The organism is Mycobacteroides abscessus ATCC 19977, from assembly GCF_000069185.1.
Taxonomy (GTDB): Bacteria; Actinomycetota; Actinomycetes; order Mycobacteriales; family Mycobacteriaceae; genus Mycobacterium; species Mycobacterium abscessus.
Genome location: NC_010397.1, coordinates 4,910,712 through 4,928,468, shown reverse-complemented (window position 1 = coordinate 4,928,468; position 17,757 = coordinate 4,910,712). Strand labels below are relative to the sequence as shown.

The following is a 17,757-nucleotide window of genomic DNA, read 5'->3' as shown; positions in this document are numbered from 1 at the left end:
GCGGATCCGTTAATGCCGAGCCCACACCAAGAATGGTGAGGTAACCCCCGAGAGTGGGTCGTTGGTTTTACGGACGGTGCATGTGTACCCGCCTGGTTTGAGAGGATCGGTTGTGTAGACCGTCGGATCTGTGCCGATTGTCTTAACGAGCCGTTCAACCTGAGTGTTGCGTTCGTCGTAGAGGGCAATCTCTACTGCGCAACGTCCTGAAGGGGACGTGATGGTTGCACTGAAACGTTGATCGGCGGAGACCAGTTCCGGCGTGCAGACCGAGAGATCTTGTGAAGCAAAGCTTTTAATCATGATTGGCGCCGCAGTGATGATCGATTCTATTTCGTAGATGGCGGCTTTATTGCAGTGCAGATTGCCGTGCTTGTCGGCGATTCTTCGGATCGAATTAGAGTCGAGCGCAATACCTTTCGGTACTGACGCCGCCGACACGGTGCCGTCTCCACCCGGCTCGATTCCGTCGAGCAGAAGCGAGTATCTGTAGCGGCCGCCGGATAGAGTGGCCGAAACGGCGGTATTCTGGCTGCCTCCGATTATCACGTGTGTGCGGCTTCTGCTGCCGCTATCGGCGTCTTCGGCAACTTCCAGCTCCTGGTAAAACCGAGCCGAATCTTTGATACATCTGGTCGGCAATGGTGAACAGAGTTGATCGACAAGGTATTCAGGCCCGTGCTCGCCGTTGACACAGGCATAACTCGGCAGTAGCTGGGCGATGGAAGGAAACGAGATAGCCGTCTGATGCAGCCACTCGCCGAATCTGCCCAGCTGAGGCAACGGGCCTTCAGTCAGCACCGCTAGCGCCTTGAGCGCCCCTCGGTGAGGGGTGCCTAGCGTGATCAGTTTGCGTGTCAGTTCAGCCCCGCCCTCGCAGCTGATGTACCAGCGAGCCACCAGACCGCCCATGGAGTGACATACGAAAACGACTTGTGCGTCACGGTTTTCGGGGGCGTACTCACGCCATTGGCCCAGAGCCCGCTCGACGAAAACTTTGAGCTGGCGCGCCGTGTATCGGTTGGATAAGCGCCAATCATAAGGAAAAACCAGAGGATTGGTGATGGCGTACCCCCGGGCATGTCTCTTAGTCGGCATGAACAGAGGCTGCAGGTGGCGTACAAGTCGTTGGTACCCGTGTGCTGGTGACCAAAGCCCCGGTATTACATGCAGGCTTGAGATCGCCGTGCCCGCCCGCACCCCGTCGTCGGGGGCCTCATCGCCGATCCCGTCAGGCAGCTGCAATGTCTGAAGATGCGTGGTCAACACAGTAAGAGCGGTGATCAGCTTCCCCGGCTTGGTAGACCACAGCGGGATGGTGCCGCGTTCGAGGGTGCTGCCCCCGATCCCAGGTATCACTACCACTAGGTCGTTGTTACTCATTTGCGCCGACCGATTGGTCGAGCAATGCCGCGACCCGAGGGAAATGAGGGCAGACGCCAGATAGGCTGTTACAGAGTTCTTTCCAGGCGAGTACGCGATGAGGTGCCCGCTGACAGATGGTGGTGATCAGTTCACGGGCCTGCTTTAGCAGACCGGCATCGACAAGCCCAGCTGCTACGTAAAACGAAGCGGTTATCCGTACTTCCGGTGTGGCATCGGCCGAGGAAATGTCCAGGAGCACGGTTGTTACTAGGAGAACTATCGCAGTGCCGTACTGGACGGTGAGCTGGGTCAGTAGCTGTTCAGCTCGGTCGACAGCGGTGATAACTGCATTGATTTGGTTGCCCAGCCCGAGATCATGCAACGCGAGGAGTGCAGCCGCGGCAGGCAGACGAGGGCTGTCCACCCGCTTTTGCAGATGCTGGTTCACCCAGTCGACGCGCAGCGACGTGCTGTGTTCGTTTAGCATCTGCAGGCGATGCCGTAAGTTAGCGGCGAGGAAAGCTTCAGCGAGATCGAATGCCACGCTTGTGTGGGGGAGTTCTCGAATGGTGCGTAGGGCATCAACCCGTGCTGGCTCTACGGTGGTTATGAGCGCGTAGACCTCATCGATCGCGGCGGTGAAATCGTCGCCGAGCAGCTCTGGGTGCTGTTGCAGGAAATCTGCTGCGGCAGTGTAGTTTTGACAGGAGATCCATGCAAGGGCTAGTTGAACTTTGTCGTCGTCGATCGTGATCCACTTGGGGATATCGACGCCGGTGTCTTGCTGCCATAATTCGTCGAAACGAGCTGGGTCTGTGGAGCGAATCGGCCGGGCAAGCTGGCCTAGTCCGAACCTTTGCTTCGGGTCGGCGACATCGATCGCGCTGATTGCCTCGTATATCCATCTTGGGGTACGTGGATGGCTAGCAGGTAGTCCGTGTATCACATTGGCGTGCAGCACCATATATAGGTATCCGTGCAATCTGCTGGCACACCGCTGGACGTGCGCGTCTAACACCGCGAGTCCATGCCCTAAGTCGCTCAGAATGCTTGCTAGCAGTGCCAGAAGTCGTCCGCATTCGACGACTTCCTCAAAGGTCCACTGAGGCACTCGACAAAAATTGTCCAGCGACTCGATGGCCGTGTCCCGCGCTTGTGTGGGACAACGGGCGGCTTGTAGAAGTTTTGCCTGCGTGCCCTGAGCGGAAGCCAAGGCATAGCGGTGTGAGCTGTCAGCTTGGGCGAGCCTGGAGAACACCAGTACCGCTTCACTTGCTGCGTTCAGAGCCGATTCCAGCTGTTGGGTTTCGCCGAGCATCATCGCGGTATTGCGCAACGCCCTCCCATACATGGAGGTGTTGGACATACCGGCTTCGCGAAGCACCGCGACCGCATGTTCGAGATGATCTAGCGCCTGTGCTGGATCGTCAGCGCACGATCGAGCGGTCTGTGTGTATAGATCGGCTAGTTGGCTTGGGCTCATCGCACCGGTCACTGCGAGGGCCACTGCCTGTTGCGTGACGTTTCTCGTCACGGATGCGTTCTGTCCCGGGAGGCCCAGTTGCCTTCTGTAGTCGTTGATGTCGGCTTGAGCGCCGAACACGATGGCCTGTTTTTGTGGGTCATCGGCGGCAGTTGGCTGGAGCACCGTGATCGCTTCAGAGGCTGCATTGATCGCGTCCGTGAAACGTGCCGCAGCCGCAAGGCGATGGCTGTAGTTGCAGAGGATTTTCGCTAACTCGACATTCAGGCCGAGGTTGGTCTGCCATGCCTGCCGGTAGTACCACAGTGCATTTTCTGTGGCCTGCATAGCGAGGGTGTGGTGGCCGGCTTTGGTGAGCGCATTGGCATAGTTGTTCAAAGTCAACGCGAGTGCGGGTTGGTGAGCCTTCTCGCGTGCCGCGAGCTCTTCCATGATCTGTACTGCCTCATACGCGGGTTTCAATGCCGCGGTGGATCGGTCCTGCTGTTGCAGCATGTGAGAGTAGTTGCTCAATGCTCTTGCACGATCGATTGCTTGGTGTGCTGTCGGCAAGGAAACAGCGCTGTATTCTTCGACCACAGTGGCCATCAACGCAAGGGCCTGCTCTTGATAGCCGCATTGCTCGTGGCGCACAGCCAGATCACCGAGCACTCCGAGTAGGACTTCACGCCAGATCGGATTGACCTGGGTCAGTTCGCGGGCAATCCGACGCGAGCGTTCGGTGACATTTAGCGCTTCATCACACTTGCCGACATCGGCGAGCCGGCTGCCCAGATTCTGTAGGGCTTGGGCAAGTAGCGCGTTGTCGCGTTCGCTGACGCTGTTCTCCAAAGCTCGGACCGCGTCGCGGCTGGCCGCAACGGCTTCAGAGTGTCGTCTGGCCAAGTTATACGCCAGCGACAAGGTGTTGTGTGCGGCTCCGAGCCGATGCCCATTATTGGCGCCAACACGTTTGGACTTTTCCTCAAGTTCGACGGCTTGGCGGGCTGCCGTGATTGCTGTATCCGGGCGCTGAGCATCGATCAGCATATTGGCGTAGTTACACAAGATCGCCGGGTGGTCGAAATTTTGCCAGCTCCCGGCCACACCGTGCTGGTCGATGATTTCCACGGCCCGCCGCTGGTTCTCGACAGCATTGGTTATTTCACCACCGGCGTGCTGCACGGCGGCCAAGTGCACTCTGGGCAGTACTTCGTCGAGTTCAGTGGTGTGGTCTAGGTCGGTCAGAAGCGTGACGGCTTCTTCGGCCAGGTGGGTAGCCTCAGGGAGTTGGCGTTGTTGTGCACGCGCTGCGGATACGGCCAGCGCTGCCGCAACTAGATCCATCGCGAACAAGGGGTTACCCCGCAGCAGATCCAGGCCAGGTTCTGCTGCTTGGGCGACGTAACACCACAGGTAACGACGAAGGTGTGGACTGTTAGTCAGATGTGGAGCCGGGTTTAGTGCCCGTGCCGCCGCTGTCAACGCCGCGGCCACGCGTAGCGGCGCGCTTTCATCATGTGCGCGTGCTTGATTCGCGAAATGCTGAGTGATCAGCGCATGCGAGAAACGATAAGTGGCATAGCCAGATTCGGAATCTTCGACGATGTAGTCGCTTAGTGCGGCAAGGACATCAGCAATGTCTTCGCGGCTGAGCTGCTCGGATAACCAACTGACGCCGTTAGCGATTGCGAGCCATTCGGCTTCCGGCAGCCCGGCACCCAGCCCGAAGGCGAGCGTCTGCAGCAGGCACTTTGCGCGACGAGTAGGTGCGGCGTCGTTGTAGGACAGCGCCACCAGATCATCGAGTGCGGCGCCTACTGACTCAGCAATATCGAATCCGTGTGTTCCAACGCCGGGGCTGGCAGTGCGCAGACGGTCCACGACTAAGTTCGCGAGCACAAACGGTGGTGTGCTGCCCGCTTCAAGAGCTCGCTGCAATGCGTCGAACACGGCCGCATGATCAATGTCTGTGTCGATCTCTGCCAGTCGGCTCTTCAGCAGGTCCTTGATGGCTTGCCAGCCGGATGCCCGCTGCTCGCTGGCGTCCAGGTCGAGCATCCTTTGCGGTTCGGTGAGTACAGCCGCGATCGGCATATGGTCCGCCTGGACAGACCATTCACCAGGCCTGGCCACCTGCCGCTGCTGAGGACTTGGCACTTGTATAGGCCGGGCCGCCACCACGACTCTGGCTGCCCGGCTCAATGGTGTTAGGAGCTCATCGATAACCCGTGAAACGTCCGTGGCTTGGTCAAGCCCATCGATGCCAACCACCGGTACCGGTTCGCCGTCATCGACCAACCGCTTGAGCGCACCTGAGAGCTCCAGCGGGTTGCGTCCATGGCTGAGGCTATCCAGCACACCGACATCGACTAACGCCTGCTCAAGGCAGACAACAATGCGGTTCAGGTTCAGGTTGCTCACGTTCACACTGACGGCTACGGACCGGCGATCAGAGGAGGTCCGTACCTGCCTTAACGTCTGAGCAAGTAGCGCTGATTTACCCGCACCGGGCCCACCGGTGATCAGATAGATTCCGTAATGCGAGGCCTCAATCCATTCTGAGATTGTCGATACGGCTCGACGCCGCCCGAAAAATGGTCGGCGCGATGGCGTTGCTGTCAAAACCTCGCGCACGGTGGCGGCGGTCGCTGCGGGCCGCCACAGCGGATTACGGATCATTGGCAGCGGAAAGTGCCCAATCGCATCGAATGTCGGTAACGGTTCCACCTGCAACTGTTCGAGCTCCTTGATGAGTGTCCAACAGAGATCATCTCCGCGAATCAGTTCCTGATGGACAGTCCACCGTCGCCGTACGTCCTGGGCGTGCGGACCGTCCAGTCGAGGTCCGTAGCGCAACAGTCGGACTATTGCTTCACCCAACACCCGCGTGCGCGCTGCATCTCGCGGTCCGCATGCGACAAGTACTCCGCACCACGTGGCTGCGCTCGCGGCGGGATGATCGCGGAAGTATTCATCAATTCGAGAGCCCACACTCAGAGCCCTACCCGAATAGCACGTGTCGATAATGAAGAGCATCTGATTGGCGCCTGTCGCTGCGCAGTGACCGGCTACCTCGTTCGCGGTCAGCACATGGCCAGCGATGGTCGGGTCATCGTGACTGAGCAGGTACAGGTCATCTCCGGCGCCCTCCCTGCCGTGGCCGGACCACATCATGACCAGCTTGCCCTCGCCCGCGGAAAAGTAGCCGGCACGCGACCTAAGCTCCTGGCGCACTTGCGTTTCGGTGGCGTCCTGTAAAACGACCGGTGTGAAATGGTCTCCGACAAGTTGCGACACTTGATGTACCTCGGCGGCCGTTCCTCCCAGCTCATTAAGACGCTGGTTGCAATACGTCTGCATACCGAAACCCAGAAACAGTGATTCGGTGCCCTCAATGCTCATGTCGACATCATTGCTGAGAACACCGACAGGTATAACGACATGCGAACTGGGTCTCCCCAGTTCCCAGCCAGGCCGGATCATCTGGTCGTTGAATTAACCGATAGGCCAGGCTTGACGATCTCGAATCTCTATCGCCCGCACTCTCCGGGGGCTCTGGAACGGATGGCCGCACAGGCGGCGCCAGTGTCGGTGAGGTTTGCGATGGTGTACGGGGCCGGCGCACCGATGCCGAAAAGACCAAGTGAAAGTTTGAGGGTAGCGACATGAGCAGCTATCGGCGGCGGAATTGGACACCGTACGGAATGGCACACATTCTCGATGAGTCACGTCAATCGGTCACCCGGTATCTGCAATTCCTGCGGCAGGAAAAAGATATGGGGTTGGATCCGCGGCTCGTGCCGATGCGTGCGGGTATCGAGCTCATGTCAGCGTCGCCGACCCTGTACTGGATGAACAAGACCGCCGTCGATGTAGCCGCAGGCCTGGCCGCTCGCGGTGTGCCCGACCATACGACAGAAGAAGTGTTGGCCAGCGCCAAGGTATCAGCGCACGGATTCTTATGTTTCGCAAGTCCATTGGGGCAGTGGCGCTGGCTGACAGCCTCGGACGGGAAGCCCCGGGAAGTGACATGGGATGGGCTGTGCTGGGGACACATCTACGACCGACGGCGCAAAACCAGACGATTCAGTGTCGAGATCTTGTCCCGGATGAGCGGGCAACGCAGTCTGATCAGCGACGTACGCGGGGACGCTCCGCTGATCGGGGTTGGCGGGTTTAATTTCGATTCCGATGAAGCCATGTGGGAGAAGAACATTACCTCGATCGACCCCACAGGCCCGGCGCTCACACCTGCCGAATACAGTCACGGAGCTGCCCTCATTACCTCGGTACTACTGACGATGGGGCAGCCGCGGATGACTTCACAGACCGCGCTCGGTGCCGCAGATGGTGTGGGCGCGCCGCGGTCGAGCACGGACGAACCGCCCAAGCCCCCAGAGGTCATTCTCATCGACCTGTTGCGCCCACCGGGCACTACCGCTCGCGGCGCAGGCCTCCAGAGTCGCGACCACGACTTTCGCTGGTGGGTGTGCGGCTACTGGCGGATGCAGCCGTGTGGCCCTGGCAACATAGAGCGCAAGCTGGTCTATGTACGACCACATACCAAAGGTCCCGCGGATAAACCGCTGGTGAACCCTACCCGGGTCTACGTCGTGCGTCCGGACCCGCCCAACGATCTCACGGGTATCGTCGGACAGTGAACTAGGACTGGGACGCGCAGTCTCTGATATCCAGCCCCGCAAGGAATCCCGGCAGGTGCCGGCGGCAGGCTCCCTTCATGTGCACCACTGCCTCAAAACCGGCACCAGCTAGAACGAAACGCACACGTTCCCACCCCTCTCGGGCTGGCCGCTTGACTTTTGGAATCAGGAGACGTCTCGTCGTCTCCGCGTCATCGTTGCGGTGGCCGTTGAGGGAAGTCACGTAAATAGCTGTAGGAATTGACAGACATCTCGGAAAAAGGTGGTGACATTTCGGAGGGAAACAGGCCAGTACGCCCTAGTAAGTAGTTGTTCCAGATGACACGCAAACGCGGAACCTACATGTTGTTGTGCAGGGTCCCGAGTTTCGTGTCGTATTCCCAAGTTTGACGTCATGTGGTTGTCGTTTTCACACGAACTTGGTACGGGGCTGAGCGTATATAGCATGCGCTTTGGCTGGTGAAAGCACCACTTTGTTTGGGAAGACACAGCTTCAAAATCGCGGCGGCGACTGTACGTGGATCTCAAAGCTGCCTCGTACTTGGAGTCCAGCCTGGTTCAACGCACCGCAGAACGCCTCCGAACCCCTCGTGGGCATCATGGGCCGGACCTTACTGGCATGTTGTTGGGGTCCGCAAGGTGGTCTAGGAGGCGTAATCCGATGACATCAGGTATCGACAACTGGCGTGACAGTTTCGTGGAGAGTGTTGTACGTATGGCGGCTTCGCCGGAAATTCAGATCAGTTACCTACAGGAGCTTGGTGTGGGAACTGATGAACTGGCGCTTGAGTTCGACTCCTTGTATGTACCAGAACGGCTTTCGTTAACTGATCGGCAGAGCGTGTATGCGGTCGACTTGGATCGTCTTCTGACCGCGATGTCAGAGGCTCCGGATGTTGGCCAGTGGTCGTACGAAGGGCTGCAGTCGGATGATCGATGGGCTGAAGTCCGGCTTCTTGCCGCCGAGCTCCTCGCTTCTTTGAGGGTATCCGAATGAGACCCCTGGTCTGGTTCCAGTTGCGGCTTCCTCGATGACAGCCACGCGCAGCAGGCGGTTCCCTATGTGCCGCTGCAGACCTCCACGACGCCGTGGCGGCATCGGAATCGCATGGTGCACTTGGCTTGTCACCTTGCGCAGATTCCAGAGACGCAGTTGGATGGCGTGGCGCTGGATCGGGTCTTCATCGATCAGGTCAGTGGCAAGGATGCGAGCCGTCCGCAGCTTGAGGCGGCGTTGGCTTATGTCCGTGAGGGCGACACCCTGGTGGTTCACAGCATGCATCGTTTGGCGCGGAATCTTGAGGATCTGCGTCGGCCAGTGCGCAGCCGTATGAGAGCTGCCGTCTCGTTGAGTGCGTCGCTGGCGCCCTGTTCGCGCGGCGTCGGAATGAGTAGGGATTATTGGGCCCGCCTCGGCTGCGCAGCTGTGTTCGTGTTGCTATGAGCGCGTCGTGGACGAGACGCGATTGTGCGGATGCTGGCGCCGGCCTCGTACTCGGCTTTCAAGACCGCACGTTCGGATGCACGTCGAGCGCCGTACAGTTTCACCAGATACCCCACCCAAGTTGCCAACCTGGTGGATGTTAACAGCAGAACGCGACCTCCGGCGGTGGCGGGTGACCCGCTCAGCGCTTCGCTGGTAGGGACGCTGCGTATCGCCCGGATACATACAGGAACCGGGCAGGCGAAGTCGACTGCTGGTTGACAAGGTAGCTGTCAACTTCTACCGTGCCATTACACAGCCTGTTTAGGAGATTCGGGGTTTTCTCGTATGGAGGATGCCGCAGGGCGGGCTCGACAGTGCGACGGGGGCGATAACAGGATGACTGCCACGATGGAGTGTAGCCGCGTGTATCGGGCCCACCGCCACACCAGAACCGCTTCGGCAACCTCAGCTGTCCTTGCTGACATTTCAGCTCGCCGCAACATCTTTCATACGCTTTCGGGGAGGGACGCTAGCTGATGACTGACACCGACAGGGAGGGTTCAGCCCGCTACCACGGCGACGAGGATCCCACGCAAACCTTGCCCACCGCGCCAGTGCCCGCACCGGAGTTGGCGGGGGTGGGGGCCGGAATCGTTGGGGCCGTGTTGACGGCTGTCGGGGTGTGGGGCTTGCACGTGCTGACACGCGGCGACGGGGTAGCTGGGGCGGCGGGATGGGTGATCCTGCTGTGTTTGGCCTTCAGTGCCCTGGGTAAGGGCATCGGCTTGCTGCGCCGCGCACTAGCCCCTGTCTCGGCGGTGTTGTCAGCGTCGGTAGCGCCCATCCCAGCCCCGACGCGGGCCGTAGCCGGGATCGGTGTCGGCGCCGCGGGTCTCTGGTCGGTGCTGCGCGGGCATGCCGCCACATGGTGGGCGCAACTGACCGGCACGGATATGACGGGCACGGATGCTGCGTGGTCACTGCCTTCACAGCTGGCGCAGGTGGCCATTGTGGCGATCGCCGGAGTGCTGCTATTCGGCGGCGCCAAGGTGCTCGGCCAGCTCATTTTCGCTAACTCCGGTACACGGCAACAACATTCACTCGGTAACAACAATGCGCGGGACCGCTGGAGCACTTGGTGGTCGAGCCACGTGGGCCTGGGGCTATCACTGCTGGCCGGGGCTGCCGCCCTGGTGCTGTTGTCAGGGTATGTGGTGCCGCGGGTGTCGGGGTGGCTGACCGGGGATGATCCGATGGCCGCCCTTGCCGCGATTGCCGCGATTTTGTCCGTCGCGTTTTTGGCTAACACGTGGTGGTGGCGTGCCTTATCGGGCTGGTGGACATGGGCACACACACCCAACGGCCCGGGCGGTGCCACCCCGATAGGACAGATTTATGCCGGAGCCGGAGTCTTGGCGTTGGTCGCGTTCTCGGCCACTGCCTTTGGGCTGGCTACCTTCTCGTCCTACTTACCTCAAACGGCCGCCGTAGCGTCAGCGGACCCGTGCGGCCCCGATGGTTGCGGCGGTGGCGGCAATGGGCAAGGCTCCTACGGTCCGGACACCGGAAACTTCCAACCCCCGCAGATGCCTAATCAGATGCCTGACTATCAGGGCGGGATCAATCAGCCGCCCTTGGATCAGAACAGTGGAATCAGCATCTACAACGAGAACCCGTCTGCTGGCCAGGTGCCCTCCCAAACGGGTGGACAGCAGTCCATGCAGGACCCGTCTTTTCGAGCCAATCCAGATGGTTCGTGGCAGGCCCGCAATGGTGAATGGTCCCCGCCCAACTATCAGACCGCCACGCCCGGTCTGACGCAAGGCCCCGGCCAACCCAACCCAGGCTGGTCGGGAAACCAAGCACCGCAAATCAATACACCGCAACAACCCGTGCAACAAGCACCCCAAGCGCCTCAGCCCGCACAGCAGGCTCCGCAGCAGCCGGCACAGGCACCACAAAACCCTGCCGGGCAGCAGCCTGTCGAGCAAGCACCGCAGCAACCGGCACAACAGAACTGGCCGCAAACCGGCCAAAATCAGACCGGTCAAACACAGCCGGGCCAGCAGCCGCAGAAGGAACCGGAGGCCCCGAAGAAGAATCCGATGGACCCCACGGATCTGGCATCGGCGGCCACTCGCCGTGGTTCGCAGCAAGCCGGGGAGCAGGCAGGTCAACAGGCGGTGCAACAGGGTACGCAACAAGCGACGCAGCAGGCACCCAAATCTACGGCGCAGACTCAGCAAGCTCCGCAGAGCACGCAGCAGGGGCAGCAAACGCCTAAACCGGCGCAACAGAGCCAGCAGGCCCCTCAACAAACTAAACCAACAAACGGCAAACCAAAGGGAATCGACGGCGCCGCCAAGGGCGCGCCAGAAGAACAGCCCTGGGATGTTACCGGTGAGGTAAAACCGATACATCAGGAGTTCCCGAATGGTAGCCAGAAAGTTGGCGTGGAGGGTCGATATGGCCTTCAAAACAAAGACCCTATCTCTCTTGGTGAGTCCAATGTGGGGCAATTCGATTTGGGTAGCTCGCTTCAGCAGAAATTTGGTGTTGAAGGAGAGGTCTCATCAATGGTCAATCCCCCAGAGTCCGGATCCAATCTTCTAGTGCCGAAAGCGGAGGCGTTCGCGGGCTACAATCTGGAAAACAAGAACGTCATATTCGGACCGGGTGTGCAGGGCACGATCACAAATACTTTGAAAGTTGGACCGAGCCTCAGCAAGGGGGCGACCACGGGCACACCTATTGGCGCTAATGCAGTATTCCAGAACCTGGGTAATGGGAAGTTCTTTATCAATTTGCCTGTGAGTGTGCCTTATAAGGCGGTTGAGGTGGGCAGCACCATCCAAGGAGTCGTGGATGTGCCGCAGCTGATCCAGGGCACGCTAGGGCAGGCTGGCCAGTGGATAACCAGCGGAATACCTTCGGTGTTCGGTGGGTAGAGTCGCTAGATCGACGGAACTGAGAGGCAGAGGTAGACGAGAATGGCCACCCTTGAACTTGGGCTCGGCGGTCATGCACCTGTTGGCTGGAGCGTGAATCTCGATGCGGCCCGTCGCGGCGATACCTATCTCAGTTTCACCAGGGACAGTGAGCTTGGTCAGCAGATCGCCCCGGAGATCACTGTCTCCTTACTGGAAGCCTCTGGTTCGGTCACTCCTTTGGATGTGCTGGCTCACGACCGCCGCGCCGCGATATCGGAGATCTACAGCGGGGTCAGGCTTAGACGTGGTGAATATATCTCTGAGCGTGACCCGCAGATGTATGGTCAGGAAATCTGGTTCGAGACCGAGCCGTCGTCGGGTGATCGTGTCGCGGTAATTCAAAGTGAGATTCTGTTCACCTTCACGGGACTTGAACCGCGTGTGTTGAGTTTCCTCCTGACGTCACCGGAGTCTGTGTTTGAAGATTGCCTCCTGGACTTTAAGGCGGTATTCGATTCCATCACTGTGCAAGAAAGCGAGTAGGCAACTCCCATGCGTTACACATCGGCAGCGGTAATGCCATTTATGTCAATAATGCTTGCTGTGTCGGGATGTACAGTCACGTCGACATGGCATGCCGGTCGGATGACATCTGAATCGCCATCGACGCCTCCGGTAAGACAGATTTCGAAAGACCAAACCGAAAAAGTCGCGAAGCAACGCATCGAGGAAGTCACTAAGGACCAAGTTGAGTCATTGGTTTGTGAAGGGCCTCTTGAAGCGACTGTGGGTGCCACCCAACGGTGTGTATTGACCGACGGTGGTCAGAAGGCGGGGGTGACTCTGACCGTCACAAAAATCGAGGGCGACAAAGTCGATTTCCGTTTCAAGATCGATGATCACCTGCTGCCGGAGTAGCCTGATGTGCGGTAGCAGCCAATAGCCTATGCGGCGTCGAGCGCGTTACCGCTTGTTTTGTGGTGCAGGCGTTTGGACCATGCGGGGACGGCATGTACGCCCGGTTTCATCATCTCCGGCGAGACTGCGGCCCATGCCCGAATACTCGGAGCGTGGGTGGAGGAACTCGTGCTGGTGGGCGTCGGTGTGGTGCGATCTTCCTGAAGATGTACAACGGAACTGGGTCTTTCGAATGCTGCAGGTTTTTCGACGAATGGCCCCCTGATCAGTGGGAGCAGTGGAGCGTTGACGAGCTCGATCAGATAGTCGATGTGCAGCTCGACATACTGAAACGTGTCCTCGCCACCGCTGTTCGCCAAGACGCTGCCACTCTTCCATGGCCGCGACCACCCATCGGCTCCCGCTGAAACGGGATCGATCGACGGGCGAGTCATGTGTGGTCTGGGCCACGCCAATCGGGCGTGAGCGACACCGAAATGCCTGTGGCGACCGGCCATTTGTTACTCCAGCGCGGGTTCCGCCTTCAACCTCAGGGCGGCGGCGGTGGCCGGGCCGACGATACCGTCCACCTTGAGGCCACGGGCCCGGCGCTGGAACTCCCTCACGGAGGCTTCGGTATTCGGACCAAAGATCCCGTCGACCACGAGGTCTGCGCCGTGCTCGTTGAGACGGCGCTGAAGTTGGGAGACCTGAGGACCTTTGGAGCCGCGGAACAGCAGAACATCGGCATATTCACCCACCGGCACAGACGGTCTCGGTGTCGGGGCCGGTATGGCGACGCGGCCGATCTGGTCCTGGATATCGCGTCGCAAGACGTCCATGTCGATGGCTCCCGGGTCCCACTTGCCCTGAGCGCGGCCGGCGTACTCCTTGTGTCCGATGGTGCGGGCGGACGTCTGCGCCAGCCGTCGGTTGATCGCCGCACAACAATTGATCAAGGTGGAATATTGTGCGTCGGGCCAATTCTGGCGGTGCGGAGCGGTGGGACTGGTACCGGTGTTGGCGCATTCGATGCCGATCAGGTGCCAATTTCCCATGTTGGTCGGCAACCACGGGTACATACCGACTCCCGCATGCCACGCGACGCCGACCGCGACCACGGTCACCGCGCCATTGCGGGCGATGTGCAACTGGGATAGCGGTCCCGCAAGATCAGGGCGACCTTCGGCAATCGAGGCGGCACTAGCGCTATCGGATCCGGTGTGGTGCACCATGACACCGCGAATATCCTTGAAGTCACCGTGCCCGCGGCCACGCCAGCCGGGATATTCAACGGGATTGACCCCTTCGGCGCGCAGGATGTCGACGATCCAAACCGGATCGCCGGTCCAAGGTCCCGTCTGCGGCATGCAGGGTCCTTCCTCGCGTCATCGGTACGGCGTAATGCCAGCCGTCGACGCGATCGAACACGCGGTGTGGAGGTTGAAGTCCGATGCGTACCCACATTCTACTCGGGAGACCAGGTGGCAACATTGATTGCGAGAATGGTTAGCCCATAATCCTTTTGCCAAAAATGTAGGAGCTGGCATCGGCATGCCATTAAGGAGTGACTCCACGTTGCGCAGCGGCACTTGCCAAGGAGTGCCAGCGAACCTTGGGCGCGTCGGGGCCGACAATCTGAGGCCGCCGGCGCGGACGAAACGGAACGAGTAGCCAGCGCCCGTACACGGGGAAAGTCGTCTGCGATATCAGTGGGGTGCATGTGATCCCTTGTAACTCAAGCTTTTCCGCTCCAGTGCGCCTACACTTGATGGTGTCAGCTCGGCCGCCGGCGCTGGCGGTAGCTGGGCCGGTCTCAACGTTGAGGGGTGAGCCAAATGGTCAGAACACATACCGTGGTTGCCGGGGATACATTGTGGCAATTGGCGCTACGTTTCTATGGTGATGCCGAGCTTTATCGGCTGATTGCCACCGCCAGCGGGATTTCCGATCCTGGAGCCATTGGTGTGGGGCGGCGGCTGGTCATTCCCGATGTCACGAGATACACGGTGGTTGCGGGGGATACGTTGTCGGCGTTGGCGTTGCGTTTCTATGGTGATGCCGAGCTTTATCGGCTGATTGCCGCCGTCAACGGGATTTCCGATCCTGGAGCCATTGGTGTGGGGCGGCGGCTGGTCATTCCCGATGTCACGAGATACACGGTGGTTGCGGGGGATACGTTGTCGGCGTTGGCGTTGCGTTTCTATGGTGATGCCGAGCTTTATCGGCTGATTGCCGCCGTCAACGGGATCGCTGATCCCACCGCCCTGGATGCCGGGCGGGTGCTGCTCATATTCCGTGGGCGCAGTGATGGGTTTGGGCTCACGATCGTGGATCGCAACGAGGATGATCCGCGCCTGTGGTACTACCGATTCCAGACCGACGCGATCGGCTGGAACCCGGGCGTCAACGTTCTGCTTCCCGACGACTATCGCACCAGCGGACGCACCTATCCCGTCCTCTACATGCTTCACGGCGGAGCAGCCGACTTCCGCCAGTTCGATTTCCTGGGGATCAGAGACCTAACCGCGGGAAGGCCGATCATCGTGGTGATGCCTGACGGCGGGCAGGCGGGTTGGTACTGCAACCCGGTCGGTTCGTTTGTCGGTCCACGAAACTGGGAGACGTTCCACATGGCCCAGTTGATTCCCTGGATCGAGGCGAACTTCCGAACATACGCGGAGTACGACGGCCGCGCGGTTTCCGGGTTTTCGATGGGTGGGTTCGGTGCGCTGAAGTATGCGGCCAAGTACTACGGCCACTTCGCCTCCGTGAGTAGCCATTCGGGTCCGGCGAGTCTTCGTCGGGACGGGGGCCTGGTCGTCCATTGGGCAAACTTGAGTTCTGCGGCCGTCGAACTGGGCGGTGCAACCGTCTACGGCGTCCCTTGGGACGAGGCCAGGGTCAGTGCCGACAATCCTGTCGAGCGGATCGAGAGCTATCGGAACAAGCGGATATTCACGGTCGCCGGCACCAGTCCGGATCCGGTCAACTGGTTCGACACTGTGCAAGAGACTCAGGTGCTTGCCGGCCAGCGCGAATTCCGCGGACGTCTCAGCGACGCCGGTATCCCACATGAGTTTCGTGAAGAGCCAGGCGGCCATGTCTTTCGGCCTGACATGTTCGTACTAGACCTTGACGGCATCATTGCACGGCTGCGCCCCGCGAGTGCCAGTGTGGCAGTTTGAGATGTCTGGATGCAGCCTTGGTCAAGCGTGCTTCTGCAGGTATTGAGTAATCATGGAGCGCAGGGTTTGTCGGTCGAGTGTGCGCCCGTGTCCGGGATAGGTAGTCTGCACATCCATCTGTTTCAACTTCTGGAACGACGCCACATATTGGGCTACAGAAGAGTCAGAGGTCGTGTCGAGCAGGCCCTCGCCCTCATCGTCGTAGATGACGTCACCGGAAAACAATTCGCCTGTTCTCTCATTGAAGAGCGCAGAGCTGTCATGGGTGTGTCCGGGTAGGTGCACGACCCGAAATTGGGTCTTGCCGCCAAGGTCGAGAACTCCGGTATCGGATATTCCCTTGACGTTTGGCACAGGTATCACGCGATACTCGTCGGGGTTGTATGTGGGGGCGGGAAGCTGCGAGAGCAACAGGGCGTCTGCGCCTACCTCCGGGAGGCCGAGATCTTTCTGCAGGCCATGGCGCCGTAGGCTGGCCGGCGGCGGCCTCAACAACTGGGGCACGCCCGTTTCGAAGACACGTACGTCATCAAATTCGTGCGCGCCGCCGCTGTGGTCCAGGTGCCAATGACTCACGTATGCAACGGGATCACGCTGAAATAATGTGGGGATCTCGCGACGAAGCGAAGAGACACCTAGTCCGGTATCTACGACCATATCGCGGTCCGGTCCACGCACATGCCAGATATTCGCTGCGACAAACGAATCCGCGTGTATCTCACGGTAGAGGTTGAGGTGCTCCGAGACAACCTCTCGGGAGTACCAGCTTCCCACGGCCGGTACGCTTTCCGGGCGACGCGGACTTGCGCACGAACATAGGGATGATGCGGCTAGCATCGCCGACCCGAGCAGGAAGGTTCGCCGGCGCATGGGTCCGCCCGATACCGGAAAAACGGTATTGTTCGGCTGAATCAACTTGCGCACCTGCGTATTCACACCCACGCCCCCTTACTGTCAATACGCGTAGTCTAGCTGCGCACGATAGGCGGGGTGGCCATGTTGGTCGCCGAGTGCCGGGAGACCGCCTTGCGGGCCATCCGGACTCGATGATTCGGGTGCCGGAGCGCGCGACTATGCCGCCGGCAATCGGAACAGGGTCGGTACCGAAATGACGAGTCGCCTAGCCCACCCGCTCCGACGGGCTGTCTGTGTTGTGCAGGTACCACAGGCCGTCATCATGCTGGAGGCAGTACCAGTACTTGAGGAATGCGTCGTCGGCGTTGTTCGCCAGGTGTTGGTCGGGACCGTCCTTGATGCACGACGCCTCGGTCGACCAGCTCCAGGGGACGCCGTTGGCGTCCCGAACGACGACGTCGTCAGCGTGTGCGACGGCTGTGAACATATTGGTGAACACGCCACACAGAACAAGCACACCGGCAGCGGCGATCCTCGTCAACACGGCCTCCTCCACTCCACGGCCCGGACGGGCTGTCGCGGGCAAACTCAAGTGGAAGCTATCCGGCGATGGCGATGTCCGCCTTCGTAAAACTTCCGGCCTCCAGAAAATTCAGCTAACGCTGGAGTTCGGGTGTCGACGAAATGCGCTCCGGCCGTGGTTCCAACAGGGCGCCGACGATCGGGATGAGTCCCGCGATGGCGAGTTGCAGCAGATCGAGAAATGGTCGGGAGATAACACCGTGCAGGTACAGGTTGATCGACAGCGGCAGTGCGCCATTGACGACCATGCCGACGGCGATGATGCCTATGAGTCGCCCCATCCCGAGCGCCGGTTCTCGGTGTATGAGGAACACATAACCAACCCAAGCGGAGGCAGGAAGATCGCGACGGCGATAGGTCTCGTGTCTGTCGTCCTCGGTCGCGACAC

The 17,757-nt window shown here is 59.9% G+C and carries 14 protein-coding genes; 7 read left to right on the top strand and 7 right to left on the bottom strand.

The genetic code is table 11. The features are described 5' to 3' along the window. Nucleotides 1-9: 9 nt before the first annotated feature. Together MAB_RS24375 and MAB_RS24370 are read right to left on the bottom strand one after the other, a co-directional pair. Nucleotides 10-1,383: an esterase/lipase family protein gene (locus MAB_RS24375; RefSeq protein ID WP_005112672.1), complete on the bottom strand. Its 1,374-nt coding sequence runs from the start codon at nucleotides 1,381-1,383 to the stop codon at nucleotides 10-12. After that, nucleotides 1,376-6,313 (bottom strand): caspase family protein, encoded by a 4,938-nt coding sequence (locus MAB_RS24370; RefSeq protein WP_005112669.1) that lies wholly within the window; start codon nucleotides 6,311-6,313, stop codon nucleotides 1,376-1,378. Before MAB_RS24370 ends, MAB_RS24375 begins: the two co-directional genes overlap by 8 nt. A gap of 221 nt (nucleotides 6,314-6,534) precedes the next feature. Between MAB_RS24370 and MAB_RS24365 the strand changes: the two genes are divergently transcribed. From MAB_RS24365 to MAB_RS24340, 6 genes are all read left to right on the top strand, one after another. After that, nucleotides 6,535-7,491, top strand: coding sequence for a hypothetical protein (locus tag MAB_RS24365; RefSeq protein ID WP_005112667.1), 957 nt, complete (start codon nucleotides 6,535-6,537; stop codon nucleotides 7,489-7,491). Nucleotides 7,492-8,152: 661 nt separating this feature from the next. Continuing rightward, nucleotides 8,153-8,488: a hypothetical protein gene (locus MAB_RS24360; RefSeq protein ID WP_005089275.1), complete on the top strand. Its 336-nt coding sequence runs from the start codon at nucleotides 8,153-8,155 to the stop codon at nucleotides 8,486-8,488. Between the two features lie 66 nt (nucleotides 8,489-8,554). Further along, the gene (locus MAB_RS24355) at nucleotides 8,555-8,935 is read left to right on the top strand and encodes a recombinase family protein (protein ID WP_005098601.1); all 381 of its coding nucleotides are present in this window, start codon (nucleotides 8,555-8,557) and stop codon (nucleotides 8,933-8,935) included. Between the two features lie 518 nt (nucleotides 8,936-9,453). Then, nucleotides 9,454-11,865, top strand: a complete 2,412-nt coding sequence (locus MAB_RS24350) for a hypothetical protein (protein WP_005095861.1) — start codon at nucleotides 9,454-9,456, stop codon at nucleotides 11,863-11,865. Nucleotides 11,866-11,907: 42 nt separating this feature from the next. Further along, a complete protein-coding gene (locus MAB_RS24345; protein ID WP_005082767.1) occupies nucleotides 11,908-12,390 on the top strand; it encodes a hypothetical protein in 483 nt (160 codons plus the stop codon). 9 nt (nucleotides 12,391-12,399) lie between these two features. Further along, on the top strand, nucleotides 12,400-12,765 hold the full coding sequence (locus MAB_RS24340) for a DUF4333 domain-containing protein (RefSeq protein WP_306796002.1): 366 nt from the start codon (nucleotides 12,400-12,402) through the stop codon (nucleotides 12,763-12,765). A 26-nt stretch (nucleotides 12,766-12,791) separates the two neighbouring features. On the opposite strand, the gene MAB_RS24335 is transcribed toward MAB_RS24340, so the two are convergent. Both MAB_RS24335 and MAB_RS24330 read right to left on the bottom strand, forming a co-directional pair. Then, entirely contained in the window at nucleotides 12,792-13,124 is a 333-nt protein-coding gene (locus MAB_RS24335) for a hypothetical protein (RefSeq protein ID WP_005112664.1), read from the bottom strand. 141 nt (nucleotides 13,125-13,265) lie between these two features. Then, complete coding sequence (locus MAB_RS24330) at nucleotides 13,266-14,114, bottom strand: peptidoglycan recognition protein family protein (RefSeq protein WP_005095855.1); 849 nt, start codon at nucleotides 14,112-14,114, stop codon at nucleotides 13,266-13,268. Between the two features lie 468 nt (nucleotides 14,115-14,582). Between MAB_RS24330 and MAB_RS24325 the strand changes: the two genes are divergently transcribed. Continuing rightward, nucleotides 14,583-15,932: an alpha/beta hydrolase-fold protein gene (locus tag MAB_RS24325; protein ID WP_005095848.1), complete on the top strand. Its 1,350-nt coding sequence runs from the start codon at nucleotides 14,583-14,585 to the stop codon at nucleotides 15,930-15,932. Between the two features lie 21 nt (nucleotides 15,933-15,953). On the opposite strand, the gene MAB_RS24320 is transcribed toward MAB_RS24325, so the two are convergent. The 3 genes from MAB_RS24320 to MAB_RS25445 all read right to left on the bottom strand — a co-directional run bounded on the left by MAB_RS24320 (nucleotide 15,954) and on the right by MAB_RS25445 (nucleotide 17,650). Next, on the bottom strand, nucleotides 15,954-16,706 hold the full coding sequence (locus MAB_RS24320) for an MBL fold metallo-hydrolase (protein WP_005098600.1): 753 nt from the start codon (nucleotides 16,704-16,706) through the stop codon (nucleotides 15,954-15,956). A 346-nt stretch (nucleotides 16,707-17,052) separates the two neighbouring features. Then, nucleotides 17,053-17,331 carry a hypothetical protein gene (locus MAB_RS24315; protein WP_005095845.1) on the bottom strand — a complete coding sequence of 93 codons (279 nt, stop codon included), beginning with the start codon at nucleotides 17,329-17,331 and terminating at the stop codon, nucleotides 17,053-17,055. A 112-nt stretch (nucleotides 17,332-17,443) separates the two neighbouring features. Further along, nucleotides 17,444-17,650, bottom strand: a complete 207-nt coding sequence (locus MAB_RS25445) for a hypothetical protein (protein ID WP_005095843.1) — start codon at nucleotides 17,648-17,650, stop codon at nucleotides 17,444-17,446. Between the last annotated feature and the right edge of the window lie 107 nt (nucleotides 17,651-17,757).